This window comes from Streptomyces cathayae (assembly GCF_029760955.1).
GTDB classification, from domain to species: Bacteria; Actinomycetota; Actinomycetes; order Streptomycetales; family Streptomycetaceae; genus Streptomyces; species Streptomyces cathayae.
In genome coordinates, this window is record NZ_CP121682.1 from 910620 (window position 1) to 928406 (window position 17787).

12 protein-coding genes and 2 pseudogenes are annotated in these 17787 nt (G+C 68.6%); 9 read left to right on the forward strand and 5 right to left on the reverse strand.

Annotated features, from left to right (window positions below; all coding sequences use genetic code 11):
- Positions 1–14 precede the first annotated feature (14 nt).
- Positions 15–854: an IS5 family transposase gene (locus PYS65_RS04330; protein WP_279332427.1), complete on the reverse strand. Its 840-nt coding sequence runs from the start codon at positions 852–854 to the stop codon at positions 15–17.
- 93 nt (positions 855–947) lie between these two features.
- Positions 948–2291, reverse strand: a complete 1344-nt coding sequence (locus PYS65_RS04335) for an MFS transporter (protein ID WP_279337850.1) — start codon at positions 2289–2291, stop codon at positions 948–950.
- A 442-nt stretch (positions 2292–2733) separates the two neighbouring features.
- Between PYS65_RS04335 and PYS65_RS04340 the strand changes: the two are divergent.
- The 3 genes and pseudogenes from PYS65_RS04340 to PYS65_RS04350 form a co-directional block, all read left to right on the forward strand.
- Positions 2734–3162: pseudogene (locus PYS65_RS04340) on the forward strand (SAM-dependent DNA methyltransferase); the annotation flags it as partial.
- The gene (locus PYS65_RS04345; protein WP_279332428.1) at positions 3159–4352 is read left to right on the forward strand and encodes a restriction endonuclease subunit S; all 1194 of its coding nucleotides are present in this window, start codon (positions 3159–3161) and stop codon (positions 4350–4352) included. The pseudogene PYS65_RS04340 and the gene PYS65_RS04345, both read left to right, overlap by 4 nt.
- Entirely contained in the window at positions 4349–7531 is a 3183-nt protein-coding gene (locus PYS65_RS04350; RefSeq protein ID WP_279332429.1) for a type I restriction endonuclease subunit R, read from the forward strand. Before PYS65_RS04345 ends, PYS65_RS04350 begins: the two co-directional genes overlap by 4 nt.
- Positions 7532–7597: 66 nt before the next feature.
- Here the strand turns inward: PYS65_RS04350 and PYS65_RS04355 are convergent, their stop codons facing one another.
- Positions 7598–7801, reverse strand: a complete 204-nt coding sequence (locus tag PYS65_RS04355) for a DUF397 domain-containing protein (RefSeq protein WP_279332430.1) — start codon at positions 7799–7801, stop codon at positions 7598–7600.
- Entirely contained in the window at positions 7798–8703 is a 906-nt protein-coding gene (locus PYS65_RS04360; RefSeq protein WP_279332431.1) for a helix-turn-helix domain-containing protein, read from the reverse strand. Before PYS65_RS04360 ends, PYS65_RS04355 begins: the two co-directional genes overlap by 4 nt.
- Positions 8704–8972: 269 nt before the next feature.
- On the opposite strand from PYS65_RS04360, the gene tgmA reads away from it, so the two are divergent.
- Together tgmA and PYS65_RS04370 are read left to right on the forward strand one after the other, a co-directional pair.
- Positions 8973–9284 carry a putative ATP-grasp-modified RiPP gene (gene tgmA / locus PYS65_RS04365; protein WP_279332432.1) on the forward strand — a complete coding sequence of 104 codons (312 nt, stop codon included), beginning with the start codon at positions 8973–8975 and terminating at the stop codon, positions 9282–9284.
- A pseudogene (locus PYS65_RS04370) lies at positions 9281–9960 on the forward strand (MvdC/MvdD family ATP grasp protein); the annotation flags it as partial. The gene tgmA and the pseudogene PYS65_RS04370, both read left to right, overlap by 4 nt.
- Before the next feature lie 341 nt (positions 9961–10301).
- On the opposite strand, the gene PYS65_RS04375 reads toward PYS65_RS04370, so the two are convergent.
- On the reverse strand, positions 10302–11720 hold the full coding sequence (locus PYS65_RS04375; protein ID WP_279332433.1) for a sugar porter family MFS transporter: 1419 nt from the start codon (positions 11718–11720) through the stop codon (positions 10302–10304).
- Positions 11721–12134: 414 nt separating this feature from the next.
- On the opposite strand from PYS65_RS04375, the gene PYS65_RS04380 reads away from it, so the two are divergent.
- From PYS65_RS04380 to PYS65_RS04395, 4 genes are all read left to right on the forward strand, one after another.
- Complete coding sequence (locus PYS65_RS04380; protein WP_279332434.1) at positions 12135–12599, forward strand: ATP-binding protein; 465 nt, start codon at positions 12135–12137, stop codon at positions 12597–12599.
- Positions 12600–12775: 176 nt separating this feature from the next.
- Entirely contained in the window at positions 12776–14320 is a 1545-nt protein-coding gene (locus PYS65_RS04385) for a serine/threonine-protein kinase (protein WP_423836150.1), read from the forward strand.
- Between the two features lie 49 nt (positions 14321–14369).
- Positions 14370–16544 (forward strand): UvrD-helicase domain-containing protein, encoded by a 2175-nt coding sequence (locus tag PYS65_RS04390; protein ID WP_279332436.1) that lies wholly within the window; start codon positions 14370–14372, stop codon positions 16542–16544.
- 768 nt (positions 16545–17312) lie between these two features.
- Positions 17313–17768: a hypothetical protein gene (locus tag PYS65_RS04395; RefSeq protein ID WP_279332437.1), complete on the forward strand. Its 456-nt coding sequence runs from the start codon at positions 17313–17315 to the stop codon at positions 17766–17768.
- The last annotated feature ends 19 nt before the right edge of the window (positions 17769–17787 follow it).

The following is a 17787-nucleotide window of genomic DNA, read 5'->3' on the forward strand; positions in this document are numbered from 1 at the left end:
TTCGCGCGGATAGGTCACGGGCGGCGGGCGGTCCGTGTGTCCCATCGGTAGGCCGTCCATGCTTTGCGGATCAGGCGCCGGATCACGATGACCGCGCTGGCGAGCGCTACCCACGCGGCCTGCACCACCGCACGCCGGTCCGTGACGATCGCCAGCGACTTGAAGCCCCGTGTGTGCCAGGAGTTCGTCCGTTCGACAACCCACCGGCGGGTGTGGTTGATCGGCAGGAACGCGCCCTTTGGGATGATCTGCCATCCGCAGCCCAGCTCGGTCAGCAGGTTGCGGGTCACGCGTGAGTCGTAGCCCGAGTCCAGGTGCACCGTGATCCGGTCGGGCAGATGGAAGCCGAAGCGCCCAAGGGTCTCCAGGGTGGGGCGTAACAGCGGCGAGTCGTGCCGGTGGGCGCCGGCAAGCGCGCACCCGATCGGGAGCCCGCCGCCTTCGACCAGCAGCGACCGTTTGGTCCCCGATTTCCCGCGGTCCACAGGCGAGGGGCCGGTGTTCTCTCCGCCGCCGGGGGCTTTCACGATGCACCCGTCCACGGCGAGGTTATCCAGGTCCAGGCCGATGGCCTGGTCATAGGCCTCCAGCGCGGCCTGGTGCAGGGCTTCGAAGACTCCTGCGGCGATCCACTCGTCCCGCCGGGACCGCAGCGTGGTCGCGGAGACCTGATGGTCGGCGTGCTGCTGGTAGGTGCCGCCCAGCACGAGCCGGGCCAGGAGCTTGTCGAACACGACCCTGTCCGGGACGCGGGGCCGATGACAGCCCAGCGGATGAACGACCTGGCGGCGCGGGATCAGCGCGTGGAACTGCTCCCACAGAGGGGCGGTGATGGAGGAAGGCAGGACGGGCACGTGACCTTCTGCTTGACCGGTAGTGATCGTGGACCTGTTGTTTCCAGGGCTGCGCCCAGCCGGCGGCCCGGCCGGGCGCAGCCCTGCCCAAGATCACCCGAGCGTTTCCTCCGTCACCGTGGCGGGCAGGGAGATCCGCCAGGTGACGCACCCGGCCGCGGCGAGCCCGGCGACGGCCAGGAGGCTGCTGGCGAGGAACGGGTCGGTGCCGTCCAGGGCGGGAGCGAACCCGATGCCGACGTAGAGCGTGATCCCGGTGGAACCGCCCAGTTGGTCGGCGGCTCGCTGGACGCCGGAGGCGATGCCGGCGTCGTCCTCGGTCACGCCGGTCACCGCGACGTACTGCAGTCCGACGATCCCGAACCCCATCCCGGCCGCGATGAGCGTCATGGCCGGAATCATCGCCGGGCCGGTGGCCCCGAGGGAGGAGACCAGAGCGATGGCGGCCATCGCCAGCACGGTGAAGCCGATCCCGGCCAGGACACAGGCCCGGGCGCCCCACCGTCCGAGCAGCCGGGGAACCAGCACCGAGGCCGCGATCAGGGACACCGCCAGGGGCAGCATCGTCAGACCGGCCTGGAGCGGGCCGGCGCCCGACCGGTCCTGCAGGTAGTAGGTGAACAGCAGGAACGAGGTGGACAGTGCCGCGCTCAGCAGAGCGGTGGCGAGGTTGGCCAGGACGCGCGGCCGGTTGCGGAAGAACCGCAGCGGCACGAGCGGGTTCCGTGAACGGCGCTCGACCCCGACGAACAGGGCTCCGGCTGCCACCGCGCCGGCCAGCGCCGCCGGCGGCAGCCAGGGCAACGTGCCGTCCGCCTGTCCCGCCTCGACGACCCCGAGGGTGAACAGCAGCGGGGCCGCGACCAGCAGGAGCGAACCGGGAAGGTCCAGCGGTGCGGGCTCGGCGGGCCGTTCGCTCGGCACGAGAATGGCCGCAGCAGCAAGCACGACCAGGATGAACGGCACGGACACCAGGAAGATCCACCGCCAGCCGAGCAGCTCGGTGATGATCCCGGAGACCACGAACCCGAGGACGAGGCCACAGCTCGCGACGGCCGCCCACACGCCCAGCGCCCGCGACCTGCGCGGCCCCTCGGGGAACATGAGCACGATCACCGCCATCGCCGCCGGAAGCGCGATCGCTTCCCCGGCACCCTGCAGCAGCCGGGCCGTCACCAGCACGGCGAAGGACGGCGCGAGCCCGGCCAGCAAGGACGCGGCACCGAAGAGCGTGGTGCCGAGCAGGAGGATGCGGCGCCTGCCGAGCACGTCGCCCAGTCGGCCGCCGAGCATCAGCAGCCCGCCGCCGGTGATCGTGTACCCGACCACGACCCAGACCAGGGCGTGCCCGTCGACCCCGAAGTCGGCGCCGATCGAGGGCAGGGCGACGTTGACCACGGTCACGTCCACCGCAATGAAGAACTGCAGCATGGCCATGCAGCACAGCACCAGCCACGCACGCACCGGGGACGATCCGTCCCGGCGCGAAGAGAGAATGCCTGAAAACACCGAGTGCTCCGTTGCCCAGAAGAAGTTCCGAGCAGCACGAACGCGCCGCTCCGGTTCAACCACGAAGCAGCAGAACGTTCAACAGAAGTGAGACGAACGCCCCGCCGCTAGCGGAGCGTCCTCGTCACCGCGGCACAAGCCGCGCACGAAGCACCAGACATGCCGCCGATGCTACCGGAGCCGACGGCAAGTGATCCTTTGACGTCACTCCGCCGCAGACCTACCAGCCACCCCCGCACCACACCCAGTCCCTGTCCCCCGTCACGCCCGGCCAAGCCAGCGCCGTCGGACAGAACTCCCGCCTATCCGCGCGACCTCTAAGGCCTTCCAGAAGGCTCCGCAGGCTTCGCCGATACTGGAAGCCTTCCAGGAGCTGAAGGGCAGCAGCTGGGCCAAGAAGGCGGACGCCTGGCTGGCCCTGAAGGATGCGGTGATCCAGGCCGGCTTCACGTGGCCGTCGGGCGCACCGTTCCTGAAGGCGCTGCGCGACGCGGTGGGGGTGCGGGACCCGGAGGGCGAGGTCCAACTCGTGAAGGGCAAGCCAGAGCCTGATTCGGAACTGCGGGACTACGAGAACGTGCCGCTGGGCGAGGACGTCGAGGAGTACCTGGAGCGGGAGGTCCAACCGCATGTACCGGACGCATGGATCGACCATAGCAAAACGAGAGTCGGATACGAGATTCCGTTCACGCAACACTTTTATGTGTACGTGCCACCGCGGCCGCTGACGGAGATCGATGCAGAACTAAAGGCGCTGGAGGATGAGATTCAGGGATTGCTGAGGGAGGTAACGGAATGACTATCCCACTCAAGTACGTAGCTCATATCTCCGCTGGGCAGTCCCCGCCGTCAAGTGAGGTCACTACCATTGCCCGTGGGCTCCCGTTCCTGCAAGGAAACGCCGAATTTAAAGATTTCAGCCCTGAGCCACGCCTGGAATGTGACACAGCATCAAAACGGGCACAAAAAGGAGACGCCCTTCTTTCTGTGAGAGCCCCTGTGGGCGCCCTCAATATCGCCAACCAAGACTACGGAATCGGCCGGGGACTCTGCGCAATCAGGGCCCAGCAATGTGACTCAAGGTTTCTATGGTGGTGGCTCCACACCCAACGACCACGACTCGATGCAGTATCCACAGGAACTACATATAAAGCCGTAACAGCTGAAGACGTAGGGCACCTTCCATTTCCGTCCCTGAGTATCGATTCGCAGCGCCACATCGCCGACTTCCTCGACACCGAGACCGCCAGCATCGACCAGCTCATGATGCTGCGTAGCCGCCAACTATATCTAGTAGACAAAAGGCGCGCTTCATCACTGGATGCAGCTTTCAGCCAGGATGGCTACGAATCGACCCGCCTGAAATACCTGCTGGCTTCAAGGCCTCGCTATGGCGTCTTGGTTCCTCAATTCATCGATGGCGATGGCGTGCGTTTCATCCGAGTGAATGACCTCCTCGACCTCTCTGGACGCGCCGCGTCGTTGCGACAGATTCCTCACGACCTCTCAGCCCAGTACTCACGCACAGTCACTCGAACCGGCGATGTGCTTCTAAGTGTTGTGGGGACCATGGGCCGCTCTGCCATCGTGCCACCAGAACTGGAAGGAGCGAATATCGCTCGCGCTGTGGCGTCGCTCCGCCCACGCAGCGATGTTTCAGCAGAGCTCATCGCCGCATGGCTAACCACCCCGAAATTCACGTACCAGGCCACAAAAGCCACAAGTTCCGACACAGCTCAGCCAACTCTTGGAATGGAAGATCTTTCCAACTTCAAGTTGACTTGGCCTGCATCGTTGACAGCTCAGGACATTCTGCTGCGTGAGGTCCGAGTCATTCAACAGCGGTTCGCCAACCTGAACAGAGCCTTTTTGGCACAGTCGCGTCTGCTGGCTGAACGCCGCCAAGCCCTCATTGCCGCCGCCGTAACCGGCCAATTCGACGTATCCACCGCCAGCGGGCGCAACGTGACCGAAGGAGTTGCCGTATGAGCCCCGTGCACGACGAGTCGTCCTTCGGGGCTGCCATTGTTGCGGCGCTCTGCGAGCGAGGGTGGCGGGAGACGAGCCCGAACGACTACCAGGCCGATCTCGCGCTCGACACCAACGAGTTGTTCACCTTCATCGGAGCGACCCAGCCCGATGAGTGGGATGACCTTCTCACCGTCTACGGCGGCAACCCCAACGAGGCACAACGCGGGTTCGCCCAGCGCCTCGACCGGGCCATCGCCGATGACGGGCTCCTCCACGTCCTCCGCAACGGCGTCAAGGACCGCGGAGTTCGCCTCCGCGTCGCCTACTTCAAGCCCAACCTCATCTCCGCCCCCTCCGTCCTCAACGGCTACCGGGCCAACCGCCTCACCGTCGTCCGGGAACTCCCCTACGCCACCAAGCAGGCCGACTGGGGGCACCGCCTCGACCTGACCCTGTTCCTCAACGGCATCCCGGTCGCCACGGCCGAGTTGAAGAACCCGCTCACCGGGCAGGGCGTCGATCAGGCCAAGGAGCAGTACCGGATCGACCGCGACCCGACCGAGCTGATCTTCACCCGTCGGGTCATCGCGAACTTCGCCGTGGACCCGGATCTGGTCTTCGTCACCACGCAACTGCGCGGTAAGAGCACCCAGTTCCTGCCCTTCAACACCGGCTCCAACGGACCCGGTCAGCCCGGCGGCGCCGGCAACCCCGCGCCCACAGCCCACGGCACATACGCCACGTCGTACCTCTGGGAACACGTCTGGCAGCGGGACAACTGGCTCGACCTCCTCCAGCGTTTCGTGCACCAGCAGAAGCGCAAGACGCCCGGTGGCGGTACCACCAAGTCGACGATCTTCCCGCGCTTCCACCAGTGGGACGTGGTCAAGAAGCTGACCGCGCACGCGGCCACACACGGCGCCGGGCAGAACTACCTCGTCATGGCCTCCGCCGGCTCCGGCAAGTCGAATACCATCGGCTGGCTGACCCACCGCCTGAGCGACCTGCACGCCGATACGGACCCACGCGTCCTGGACACCGAGGCGCTCGCGGACGGCCGCATCACGCCCGGCGAACCGGTCTTCGACAAGGTCATCGTCATCACCGACCGCCGCAACCTGGACGCCCAACTCCGGGAAACAGTAGGCAACTTCTCGCAGACCGAAGGCCTGGTCGTGAAGGTCGACGAGAAGCACGGCGCGAAGAGCGAACAGCTCGCCCGCGCCCTCTCCCGGGACACTGGCAAGATCGTCACCGTCACGTTGCACTCATTCCCCGCCCTGCTCGACTACGTCAAGCGCAACCCGACCGAGATCAAGGGCAGTCGCTTCGCGATCGTCGTCGACGAGGCGCACTCCTCACAGTCCGGCGACGCCGCCACCGCCGTGAAGTCCGCCCTGCGGGACCTCGGTCTGGACGCCGACACGGACGACGAGGGCGCGACCACGCTCACCGTGGACGCCAAGCTGAAGGCGAAGGCGGTGGAGCGCTCGCAGGCCGCAAACCTCTCCTACTTCGCCTTCACCGCCACCCCGAAGGCGAAGACCCTCGAACTCTTCGGCACGGAGGGCACGGAGAACGGCGAGTCCGTCTACCGCCCCTTCCACACGTACTCCATGCGCCAGGCCATCGAGGAAGGCTTCATCCTCGACCCGTTGCGCAACTACGTCACGTACAACACCTACTGGAAGCTCGCGAACCTGAACCGCGACGAGAAGGAGGTCGACCCCTCCAAGGCGAACAGCCTGCTCGCCCGGTTCGCGCTCATGCACGAGCACACGGTCTCGCAGCACGCGCAGGTGATCGTGGAGCACTTCGTCGCCCACACCCGCGGCCGGCTCGGCGGACGGGCCAAGTCGATGGTGGTCACCGCCTCCCGGCACTCCGCCGTGCAGATGGCCCGCGCCATCTGGAGTTACATCAAGGACCGCGAGTACGACACCAAGTACCCGGACCTCGGCGTGCTCGTCGCCTTCTCCGGCTCCCTCACCGTCAACGGTGAGGAGACCACCGAGAGCAAGGAGAACGGCGGGCTGTCCGAGAGCGGGCTGCCGAAGGCGTTCGCATACACCCGCGCCGACGACAAGGCCGCGAAGGCCGGCGGCAAGGGGCAGCAGGAGTACCGGATCCTGGTCGTCGCCGAGAAGTACCAGACCGGCTTCGACCAGCCGCTCCTCACCACCATGTACGTCAACAAGACGCTGACCGGCATCGCCGCCGTGCAGACCCTTTCCCGCCTCAACCGCACCGCCGACCGCAAGGCGCAGGCCGACCTCGCCGTCCTGGACTTCGTCAACGAGGCCGAGGACATCCAGGAGGCGTTCCGCCCGTACTTCGAGGAGGCGCACACCCTTCCCTCCGACCCGAACCTCCTCTACACGGCCCAGAGCCGGGTCATGTCCGCGCCGATCATCTCGGAGCAGGACATGGACGAGTTCGCCCAGGCCTACTTCGAGGCGAAGGAGAAGGCGGGCGGCTCCCAGGCCAAGTGGGAGAAGCTGCACGCCGAGTTGTACCGGCTCCTCTCCCCCGCCGTCACACGCTTCACCGTACTGATGGACAGCGAGGAGGACGACGACGTCGAGACGGCGGAGGAGTTCCGCGCCCATCTCAACGACTACGTCCGCAAGTACGGCTTCCTCGCGCAGATCGTGCCGTACCACGACCCCGAGTTGGAGCGGCTGCACCTCTACGGCCGCTACCTCCTCAACCGTCTCCCCCGCCGGGCCGACGGCGGCGTCGACATAGGCGAGGTGGACCTGAGCCACCTGCGCGTCGAGAAGACCGGCGAGCACGACGTGGCCCTCACGCCCGAGGGTGCCGCCGAACTCAAGGGCTTCGGTGACGGCGTGGGCGGGGCCAAGGGCGACGAGAAGTCCCTGCTGTCCGAACTGATCGACAAGTTCAACGCCAAGTTCGGCACGGACTTCACCGAGACGGACCTTCTGCCCGTCATCAACCTCACCAGCGAGGACCCGAAGGTCCGCGCCGCCGCCTGCGTCAACGACGAGGCCAACTTCGGGATCGTCTTCGACAAGAAGTTCGAGGAGAACATGATGGACCACGTGTCCACCATCGACACCCTCGGCAAGCGCTACTTCGGCGTCGACCGCGAATTCAAGTCCAACCTGGACCGCAGCGCTCGCCGCGCGGCCTGGCGGATGATCCGCAGCGAGGAAGGTCTGGACGACTTCTGAGACCTGAAGCGAAGGAAGGGGTCCGGCGTGCACGCCGGACCCCTTCCTTCGTCCATCCGCAGCGGGTCAGCGCCCGGCAGCCATCTGCACAAAGCTGGCCCAGGCATCGGCACCGACGGCAAGGCGGGCCGCCGCAGGCTGCTTCGAGTCCCGGATGAGGACAGCTTCAGTGGTCGCGGCGACCTCGACGCATTCACCACCGCCGCCTGTGCTGTAGCTGCTCTTGAACCAGGCGGCTTCTGGCACGGCGTGCGCGATGCGAACGCTCATGACTCTCCCATCAGTAGCTCGATGAACGCGGACGACTCAGTCGGCGTCAGCGCCTGTGATCGGAGGATGCCATACCGGGCTTCGAGTTCGTGCACCCTTGTCGCATCCATATACAGCCGACTGTCGTCCTGTACTTCTGCGTACGCGATGCGCTGGCGTTTGTCCATATCGATCAGCGTGAAGGGTCCGCCCAACGCGGCGTTGTCCTCCCGGTCCGTCGGCATGACCTGAACCTCCACGTGCCTCAACTGGGCGGTGAGGAGAACCTGTTCCAGTGCCTCGCGCATGACCTTGCGACCACCGATCGGCCTCCGCAGGACCGCTTCCTCGATCACGAAGCTCATCAGCGGTGCATGACGCCGCTCAAAGATCGACTGTCGCGCCAGGCGAGCCTCCAGCCGTTGCTCAATAACCTCGTCATCAAGCAACGGACGCTGCATCTGGAAGACCGCCCGAGCGTAATCCTCTGTCTGCAACAGGCCTGGCACAGCGAACACCGCATAGACACGCAAGCCGACGGCCTTGGCCTCCATACAAGCCGCGTCCCGGAAGTAGGCGGGGTACTGAGCCCGAGCCACCTCCTCCTTCAAGGCGCTGAGCACGCCTCCCGCCCCCAACACCTCATCCGCCTTCTCGATGAACCCCGCCTGCGGAATCCGCCGCCCCTGCTCGATGGAGGCCACCGTCTCGGGCGAGTAGCCCATCCGCTTGCCGAACTCCGGTCGTTCCAGGCCCGCCCGGATGCGCAGCAGCTTCAACTGCCGTCCGAACGCGGTGACGACCCCCGCCCCCGGCTCGTCCCCGGGCCTCCGGTTCCCGCTCCCCTGCCCCTGGCCGCCCTGCACTGGCACCGGTACCGCCGCCTGCCCCTGGCCCGCCTCTTCGTCCCGCACGCTCGTCATGTCCCGCGCCTCTCCCCGTGCCGTTTCCGGCCGTTCCATACCGCTTCGTACACCGTCGTGTGCCGCCGCGTACGAAGGGTTCGCGTCGGCGCGTCACCACTGGTCACGCTAGGCCACGGCACGCCACTGTGAGTGCATGACCGCAGCACGACCACCCCTGACGGTGAACGTTTCCCGCCGCGGCTGAACCGGAGCCGCGCCGCGGGCCGGCAGCCGGCGCCCGGAAGAACCCACGCCACCACGACCTTCCCGCCCACCAGGAGGCACCGATGTTCGCCCACTCCGACCGGCTCCCCACCGGGACACCGCTGCCCGACGGCATCAGCACGCCCGCGCCGTGGGGGCTGCGCCGCATGGCGCCGTACCCCGCCCTCGCTCCCTCGTACGCCCGCGTCGAGCTGGACCCGGCCACCCAGACCGGCCGCTACCTCGACGCCGCCGGACAGGTCATGGAGATGCCCGGCCACGAGACCAGCACCGGCACCCGGCCCGCCACCAACACCGGCAACCCCTCCGACGGGTCGAGGCCCGGCGGCAGCGGTGGCGGCGCCCAGGACAGCGGAAACGACACCGACCAGTGACCGACACCAGCCCGGTTCTGGTCGTCACCAACCTGGACGACCCCACGACCGACCTGGTGATCCACGAACTGCACCGCCGGAGCGTCCCGGTCGTGCGGTCGACTCCGGGGACTTCCCCGGCACCCTGTCGTTCGCGGCCACCCTCACGGCGCACGGGATCGAAGGCACGCTGACCACGCCCACGCGCACGGCGGACCTGTCCCGCGTCCGCTCCCTGTGCTACCGCAGGCCCTCCGGGTTCACCTTCCCCCACCTCGACCCCCAGACCGAGCGCTTCGCCCTCACCCAGGCCCGCTACGGCCTCGGCGGGGTGATGGCGTCGCTGCCCGGCTGCCGGTACGTCAACCACCCGCACCGCATCGGCGACGCCGAGTTCAAGCCTGCCGGGCTCGCCGCCGCGGCCGCGTGCGGATTCCGTCTGCCACCCACGACGATCACCTCCTGCCCGCTCGCCGCACGCGCCTTCGCCGAGACCCACGGCCCGGTGATCTACAAGCCGCTGTCCACGCCGCTGTACCGGATCGACGGCGTCTCCTGCACGGTCGAGGTGCGCGAGGTCACCGCCGACGAGATCGACGACACGGTGACCGGCACCGCCCACCTCTTCCAGCAGCGGATCGACAAGACCGGCGACGTGCGCGTGACCGTCATCGGCGACCGGGTCTTCTGCCCCCGTGCCGGCCGGCAGGAATCTGGAGGTCGAGGCGGACCAGGTGCCGGGCTTCCTGCGCGAGATCGCTCTGCTGCGCGCCCCTCTCGATCCGATCGCCTTCGGCACCGGGCACCCGCGGACGGCCGAGGAGCACGGGGAGCAGAGCCGGCTCCGGCGCGGGTCAGCGAGGAAGCCGCTCTGCGAGCCCTGGGGATCGGCGGCGGTGTTCTCGTCCGGTGACGTACGGGGTGCGGTGGCGTACGGAAACCGCCGCCCCGCTCGGGCGGTGACCGAGCGGGGCGGCGGACGGGACGAGGGGAGGGCGGCGGGGACCTGGGCCCCTCTCCTCGGGACTGTGCCGGGGGTCACCCCATCTCCTCCAGCGCCTTGCCCTTCGTCTCCTTGACGAACTTCAGGACGAACGGGATGGAGAGCGCCGCGAAGAACGTGTAGATCAGATAGGTGCCGGAGAGGTTCCAGTCGGCCAGCGACGGGAAGCTCACGGTGATCATCCAGTTGGCGATCCACTGGGCGGAGGCGGCCACGCCCAGGGCGGCGGCGCGGATCTTGTTCGGGAACATCTCGCCGAGCAGCACCCAGACGACCACACCCCAGGACAGGGCGAAGAAGAGGACGAAGAGGTGGGCGGCGACCAGGGCGACCAGGCCCTGGGTGGCCGGCAGCTTGCCGTCGACCAACGGGTGCGAGAACGCCCAGGCCTCCAGGGCCAGGCCGACGACCATGCCGGAGGAGCCGATGAGCGCGAGCGGCCTGCGGCCGATGCGGTCCACGAAGATCATCGCGATCACGGTGCCGATGATGTTGATGATCGATGTCGTGAACGAGTAGAGGAACGAGTCCGTCGGGTTGATGCCGACCGACTGCCACAGCGTCGCGGAGTAGTAGAACGCGACGTTGATGCCGACGAACTGCTGGAACGCGGACAGGCCGATGCCGATCCAGACGATCCGCTTGAAGAGGAAGCTGTTGCCGAGCAGGTCCTTGAAGGTGGACTTGTGCTCGCGCTTCATGGCGTGCTCGATCTCGGCCACGCGGGCGTCGAGGTCGACGCCCTTGCCCTCGACCTCGGCGAGGATCTCGCGGGCGCGCTCGCGGCGGCCGACGGAGAGCAGGAAGCGCGGGGACTCGGGAATGACGAAGGAGAGCAGTCCGTACAGCACGGCCGGGACGACCATCACGCCCAGCATGACCTGCCAGGCCTCCAGGCCCAGCAGCTCACCGCGCTGGTCGCCGCCGGCGGCGTGGAGCAGACCCCAGTTGATCAGCTGGGAGGTGGCGATACCGACGACGATCGCGGCCTGCTGGAAGGAGCCGAGGCGGCCGCGGTAGGCGGGCGGGGAGACCTCGGCGATGTAGGCCGGGCCGATGACGGAGGCCATGCCGATGGCGAAGCCGCCGACGATGCGCCAGAAGGCGAGGTCCCACAGGGCGAAGGGCAGGGCCGAGCCGATGGCGCTGGCGGCGAACAGGGTCGCGGCGATCTGCATGCACCGGATGCGGCCGATGCGGTCGGCTATGCGGCCCGCGGTCGCGGCGCCGACGGCGCAGCCGATCAGGGCGATGGCGATGACCTGGGCCAGCTCCGCGGATCCGATGCCGTAGCGGCTCCGGATGGCCTCGACGGCGCCGTTGATCACGGAGCTGTCGTAACCGAAGAGGAAACCGCCCATGGCGGCCGACGCCGCGATGAAGATGACGTGCCCGAGATGTTCGGGATGAGCCGTACCGGCTCCTGGCCCGGGGGCCTGCTCTGTGCTGGTCACGTGTGCTCCTCGGGCGCCCCGGCGACGCTACCGGGGTGGGGTCGGCCCTTCCAGGTGAAACCTGAAGGCAAAAGCAACGCCGCAGAGAGAATGACTTCACATATCGAAGTCAATACCCTTACTGCTGCGGGATTTCACCGCCCGCCAGCGGGCTTGAGTTCAAATACTGTAGTCAAGTGTCGGACACGATCCGACTACCCCGAAGTCGCGGAGGCACACGGGGTTCGTGGCACAGGAGTTCCCAGGCAGTGGGGCCTCGGCCCGGGCCCCCCGCAGTGGAATGCGGAACAGCCACCGCAGCAAAGCTGCCATCGGGTACCGCCCCGTACAACATCCGCGCCCGCCCCGTACCAATCACCGGAAGCAGCGCGTCACCACTGGTCACGCTGTGCCACGAAGCGCCACCGTACGTGCATGACCGCAACACGATCACCCCTCACGGCACATCAGTTCACGATGCGCTTCAGCTCCACCCCGCGTGGCGCCCGTCTCGCCAGACGGCTGTGCGGGCACCGCCTCGACGCCTGGGGCATCCCGTACGGCAGCGACGCGCACGACGTCGTCACACTCGTCGCGGCCGAACTGTGCGCCAACGCCGTACGGCACGGGCACGTGGCCGGCCGTGACTTCCACCTGCTGCTGACGGCCGACACCGCGACCGGAACCGTACGCATCGAGGTGAGCGACACCCATGGGGAACGTCTGCCGGCGCCTCCGTCCTCGCCTCCGGCCGACGGCGAGGAAGGACGCGGGCTGCTGCTCGTCGCGGCGTTGGCCGACCGGTGGGGGTGCTGCCCGCGCCGTTCGGGCGGCCCCGGCAAGACGGTCTGGGCGCAGTGCGCGGCGCCTGGCCTGATCTCACCGCCCCCGCTCCCGTAGACCGCTCCCTCGCCCGCCCCCACTGGACTCTTCCGTCGCTTACCGGCCAGGATGCCCCTGCATCACATCGGGCGCTCGACGGGCGAGGACGAGGGGCGGGGCGGGACCACGTGCCGGACGACACACGACGGATCGCGGATCGGTACGACCTGCTCGAACCCCTCAGTCACGGCGGCATGGGGGACGTGTGGCGTGGTTTCGACGCCGTGCTGGACCGGCCCGTCGCCGTGAAGCTGGTGCGTCCGCAGGCGGTGACGTCGCCGCAGTTGGCGGAGGAGTTCGAGAAGCGGTTCCGGCGGGAGGCGCGGGTCACCGCGCGGATCCAGCATCCGGGCGTGCCGCAGGTGTACGACGCGGTGCTGGACGAGTCGTACGACCAGCTGTTCCTGGTGATGGAGCTGGTGGACGGCGTCCCGCTGACCGCGTACATGCACCCGGGCGAACTCCTGCCGGTCAGCTGGGCGGTGGCCGTGGCCGCGCAGGTCGCCACGGTGCTGTCGCACGCGCACGAGGTGCCCGTGGTGCACCGGGACCTCAAGCCGAGCAACATCCTGGTGGCCCGGGACGGCACGGTGAAGGTGCTGGACTTCGGCATCGCGGCCATCCTGCGCACCGACGTCACCAAGCTGACGGCGACGGGCAGCCCCATCGGCACGTACCAGTACATGGCGCCGGAGCAGGTGCGGGGCGCCCGGGTCACCCCCCGCACCGACCTGTACGCGCTGGGCTGCGTCCTGCACGAACTGCTCTGCGGGCGGCCGCCGTTCGCCGGGGACAGCGAGTGGCAGCTGATGACGCAGCACGTCAACGCGGCCCCGACATCCCTGCGGCAGCTGCGCGCCGACGTCCCGGAGGCCCTGGAGGAACTCGTCCTGCACCTGCTGCGCAAGGCGCCCGAGGCGCGTCCGGTGGACGTGCAGGAGGTGTACGAACGGCTGCGGCCGTTCCTGCCGGCACCCGGGGAGGAGTCCGCGCCCAGGGAGGCGGGTCCCGCGGGGGCGCCCGACCCGACCGGGATCTTCCGGCGTCCGTACGCACCCCGGTCGCGCACCGGCACCGCGGGCGCGCGGTCCGCCGGGGCCGCCGCGGTGCCGGACGCGCCGCCCGCCGTGCCCGCGGCCGAACGGGAGGCGCTGCGGGAGCAGATCCGCGAGGTGTACGCGCACTACGTCGCCCTCATGGAGGAGGAGCGGTACGCGCAGGCCACCGAGGTGGTGGACGAGATGATCGCGCCGGCCGCCCGCGCCCTGGGCTCGGAGAGCAAGGCGGTCCTCAGGTTGCGTACGTGGCGGGCGGTCGGCCGGCAGCTGGCCGGGGACCACCGGGCCGCGCTGCCGGAGTTCGAGGCGCTCGCGGACGCCTACGCACGCGTCGGCGGCGCGAGCAGCCAGGAGGCCCTGGACAGCCGCGCTCAGGCCGCCCGCTGCCGTGGCGAACTCGGCCAGGTCACCGAGGCGCTGGCCGGACTGAACGGCGTACTCGACGCCGTACGGGCCGTCGACGGGGACGTGAGCGAGAACGCGGTGGAGCTGCGCCGCGACATCGGCATGCTGCTGCTGGCGCAGCAGCGGGCGGCGGAGGCGTACGACGTCCTGGAGCCGTTGCACGCGGACCTGTGCGTGGTGTACGGCCCGGACGACGAGCTGACCACCGAGGTGGCGGAGACCCTGGCCGTGATCCGCCTGGACCTGGACGGCGGTGCTTCCGGGTCCTCTCCCTGAACTGATCTTCGTCTGCTGTCCCCGCCCGCACGGACACTAGGATCCACGCATGCCGCGACTCGCCTTCGACATCGGCTTCTTCGCCGAACTCCCCAAGCTCCAGCCGCCGGTCAGGAAGGGCGTGCTGGACGCCTGGGAGAAGTTCGACCGGCTCACCCTCGACCAGCTGTTCAAGGACCAGGGGTTGAAACTGGAGAGCCTGACGAAGGCGAAGGACAAGCAGATCCGGACGATCCGTATCGACCAGTTCTGGCGCGGGGTGGTGCTCGCGCCGCCGTCCGGGGACACCTTCGTCCTGCTGCGGGTCATGCAGCACGACAAGGCCATCGCCTGGGCCATGAAGCAGAAGTCCAGCATCAACGAGGTGACGCGGGCCGTCGAGATCCGGGACGCGGCCACCCTGGACGAGATCACGCCCGCGTACGAGCGGGTGGCCGAGGCCTCGCCGAAGGCGCGGCTGTTCGAGAAGTTCTCCGACGGGGACCTGAGCGCGCTCGGCATCGACGCCGAGACGCTGCGGCAGGCCCGGTCGCTGGTCGACCAGGAGCAGTTGGACGTGTTCGCGCCGCTGCTGCCGCAGGACCAGCGGGAGGTGCTTCAGTACCTCGCCGCGGGCTGCACGGTGGAGGAGGTCTGGCAGGACATCGTGGCACCCGCCCTGCAGGCGTCCACGCAGCCGGTGGACACCCGGGACTACGAGACGGCGATCCAGCACACCCGGGCCCGTATCGCGCTGGTGACGGCGCCCGAGGAGCTGCGGGACATCCTCGAGAAGCCCTTCGCGGCTTGGCGGGTGTTCCTGCACCCCTCGCAGCGGAAGGTGGCCTACCGGGCGTCGTACTCGGGGCCCGCGCAGGTCACCGGCGGGCCGGGCACCGGCAAGACCGTGGTCGCGCTGCACCGGGTCAAGCACCTGCTCGGGCACCTGCGCGACGGCGACCTCATCCTGCTCACGACGTACACCAACGCCCTTGCCAACGCCCTCCGTTCGGGCCTGGAATCCCTGGTGGACGACCCGGAGCTGCGCGAGCGCGTGGACATCTCGACGGTGGACGGCTTCGCCGGCCGTGTCGTCGCGGAGGCGCCGGACGCGGTGCCCCTGCGACCGCTGATGAGCAACGAGGAGGTGAGCCGCTGGGGCAAGGCCGCCAAGGCGACGGGCTTCACCGGCAGCGCGCAGTTCCTCGCGCAGGAGTACCGGCACGTCGTCCTGGCCCAGGGCGTCGGCACCCTGGCCGAGTACGAGGCGGCGGACCGGCGGGGACGCGGCAGCCGGCTGACGGCGGCCGAACGGCCGCTGGTGTGGGAGACGGTGGAACGGTTCACGGCCGGCCTCGCCGCGGACGGCTGCCGCACCTGGCTGCAGACGTGCGCGGAGGCGGCGCGGCTGCTGGAGGCGAAGGGACCGCAGTACCGGCACGTGGTGGTCGACGAGGCGCAGGACCTGCACCCGGCGCAGTGGCGCCTGCTGCGCGCGGCCGTCCCCGCCCGCCCCGACGACCTGTTCGTCGCGGGCGACCCGCACCAGCGCATCTACGACTCGAGGGTGTCGCTGAAGTCGCTCGGCATCAAGGTGACCGGGCGGTCGGTGAAGCTGCGCAAGAACTACCGCAGTACGCAGGAGATCCTGCGCTGGTCCACTTCCCTGCTCATCGGCCGGCCGATCGCCCAACTGGAGGACGAGGGCCGCAACGACACCCTGCTCGGGTACCGCTCCGCCCTGCACGGCGACGGACCCGCCGTGCACGCCTCGACGACCGAGGAGGCCGAACTGGACGCGCTCGTCGCCCAGGTGCGGGCGTGGCTGGACGCGGGTGTCGGCGCCGGGGAGATCGGGGTGAGCGCACGGTTCAACAAGACGTGCGCGAAGGCGGTGGCGCACCTGAAGGACGCGGGCATCTCCGCGGTGACCCTGCGCAACGCCTCCGGCGACTCCGCGGGCGGCGAGGAGACGGCCGTACGGATCGGGACCATGCACTCGTTCAAGGGGCTGGAGTTCCGCTGTGTCGCGGTCATCGGCGTCAATGACGAGGCGCTGCCGTTCGCGAAGGCGGTCACCCCGCCGGAGCTGGACCCCAAGCAGCACGAGACGGACCTGATGTCCGAACGCTGCCTGCTGTTCGTGGCCTGCACGAGGGCCCGCGACAGCCTGTACGTGTCCTGGTCGGGCGACCCGAGTTCCTTCTTGGCGGAGGCGGGTGTATCGAAGCAACGAGCTGCCTGAGCCGTTTCTGCCATGATGTGTCGGGCAGACTTTCCACCGCGCCGTCAGATTGAGGTGGGGCGCGCACCGTGTGGCAGGAGGGCCGACCATGGGCGCTCGGGACCCGCAGTTCCCGGATGCGGAGCTCATCGAAAGGTAGAGCAGCTTGAAGAACGGATGCGTGGAGTAATTCTGCTCCAGGTCCCTCGGGTGCAGAGCGCTGTCCAGAGAGCGGGGGCCGGAAGCTCGGCGGAGCAACTCGGCAAACAGGTCCACTCCTTCGCGGGACTTGATGAGCCTGGCCTCCGCGTCGAGTCTGCCCTCCACCTGCAGGGAGTAGTGGCTGAACGCCATCGCCGTGTACACCCAACGGCGCAGCAGCTGGGCCTCTCCAGGCCGCAGCTTGCCGTCCCTGTGGTGCAACAGCAGGGCGGGCACGATCGTGACGTTCGGCGACGAGAGGACCTCGGACCGGGGGATGGAGCACTCGCCCTTGAGGAAGTCGATGGCGAAACGCAAAGCCCTCTCGGTGGCCTGCCATGCCTCCTTCAGCGCGGTTTCGTCCACCACCGCCCCCATGCGGTCTGTGCAACGTGAAGTTCGCAGGTCACGGGTCTGGTGTGAGGGGCGGGCGGGATACTCATGCTGGTCGTCGGCGGGTGTCCACGGTGAAGATCGTCTGACATGCCGGCCGGAGTCGTTGTCGGGTTCTGCTGCGCCGAGGACCGTGCCGCTCTTACTGTCCGTCACCGGGTCGGTACAGGGGGATGTCGCGGGGAGGGCGTGGGCATGCAGGAGCTGGAGCGGATCACGGCTCGCCGGAGTGAACTGGACACGCTGGCCGTGGAGTTGTCCAAGCAGTTGCAGGAGGTCCAGGCCGAGCGGGAGGAGCTGCTGATCGCCGAGCGGGTCCTGCACCGGCTGACCGAGCAGGACCGGGCCGCGGCGGAGACCGCCGCGACCGTCGCCCCGACTCCCGCCCGGGTGGCGGGGCGGGCGGCCCTGCTGATCCCGCACCGCAGCGAGAATCCCGACGAGGCCGCGCTGCCCGCTGACCACCGCAAGATCCTGGCGATCGTGCGGGCCGCCGACGGCCCCGTCCGGGTAAGGGCGGTGGGCGAGGAACTGGGCCTTCAGGTGACGGTGCGCGGCAGGCTGGAGCCGCTGCGCGCGAAGATGACCAAGCTCGCCGACCGCGGCCGGCTGCGCAAGCGAGGCGACGGGCGGTTCACCGCACGCTCCTAGAAAAATAGCGGCATAGAAC

Excerpts from the sequence above, each read along its gene's own strand:
- PYS65_RS04335 (WP_279337850.1), bottom strand. The coding sequence starts at position 2,291 with ATGGCCATGCTGCAGTTCTTCATTGCGGTGGACGTGACCGTGGTCAAC.
- PYS65_RS04345 (WP_279332428.1), top strand. The coding sequence starts at position 3,159 with ATGACTATCCCACTCAAGTACGTAGCTCATATCTCCGCTGGGCAGTCC.
- PYS65_RS04350 (WP_279332429.1), top strand. The coding sequence starts at position 4,349 with ATGAGCCCCGTGCACGACGAGTCGTCCTTCGGGGCTGCCATTGTTGCG.
- PYS65_RS04355 (WP_279332430.1), bottom strand. The coding sequence starts at position 7,801 with ATGAGCGTTCGCATCGCGCACGCCGTGCCAGAAGCCGCCTGGTTCAAG.
- PYS65_RS04360 (WP_279332431.1), bottom strand. The coding sequence starts at position 8,703 with ATGACGAGCGTGCGGGACGAAGAGGCGGGCCAGGGGCAGGCGGCGGTA.
- tgmA (WP_279332432.1), top strand. The coding sequence starts at position 8,973 with ATGTTCGCCCACTCCGACCGGCTCCCCACCGGGACACCGCTGCCCGAC.
- PYS65_RS04380 (WP_279332434.1), top strand. The coding sequence starts at position 12,135 with ATGACCGCAACACGATCACCCCTCACGGCACATCAGTTCACGATGCGC.
- PYS65_RS04385 (WP_423836150.1), top strand. The coding sequence starts at position 12,776 with ATGGGGGACGTGTGGCGTGGTTTCGACGCCGTGCTGGACCGGCCCGTC.
- PYS65_RS04390 (WP_279332436.1), top strand. The coding sequence starts at position 14,370 with ATGCCGCGACTCGCCTTCGACATCGGCTTCTTCGCCGAACTCCCCAAG.
- PYS65_RS04395 (WP_279332437.1), top strand. The coding sequence starts at position 17,313 with ATGCAGGAGCTGGAGCGGATCACGGCTCGCCGGAGTGAACTGGACACG.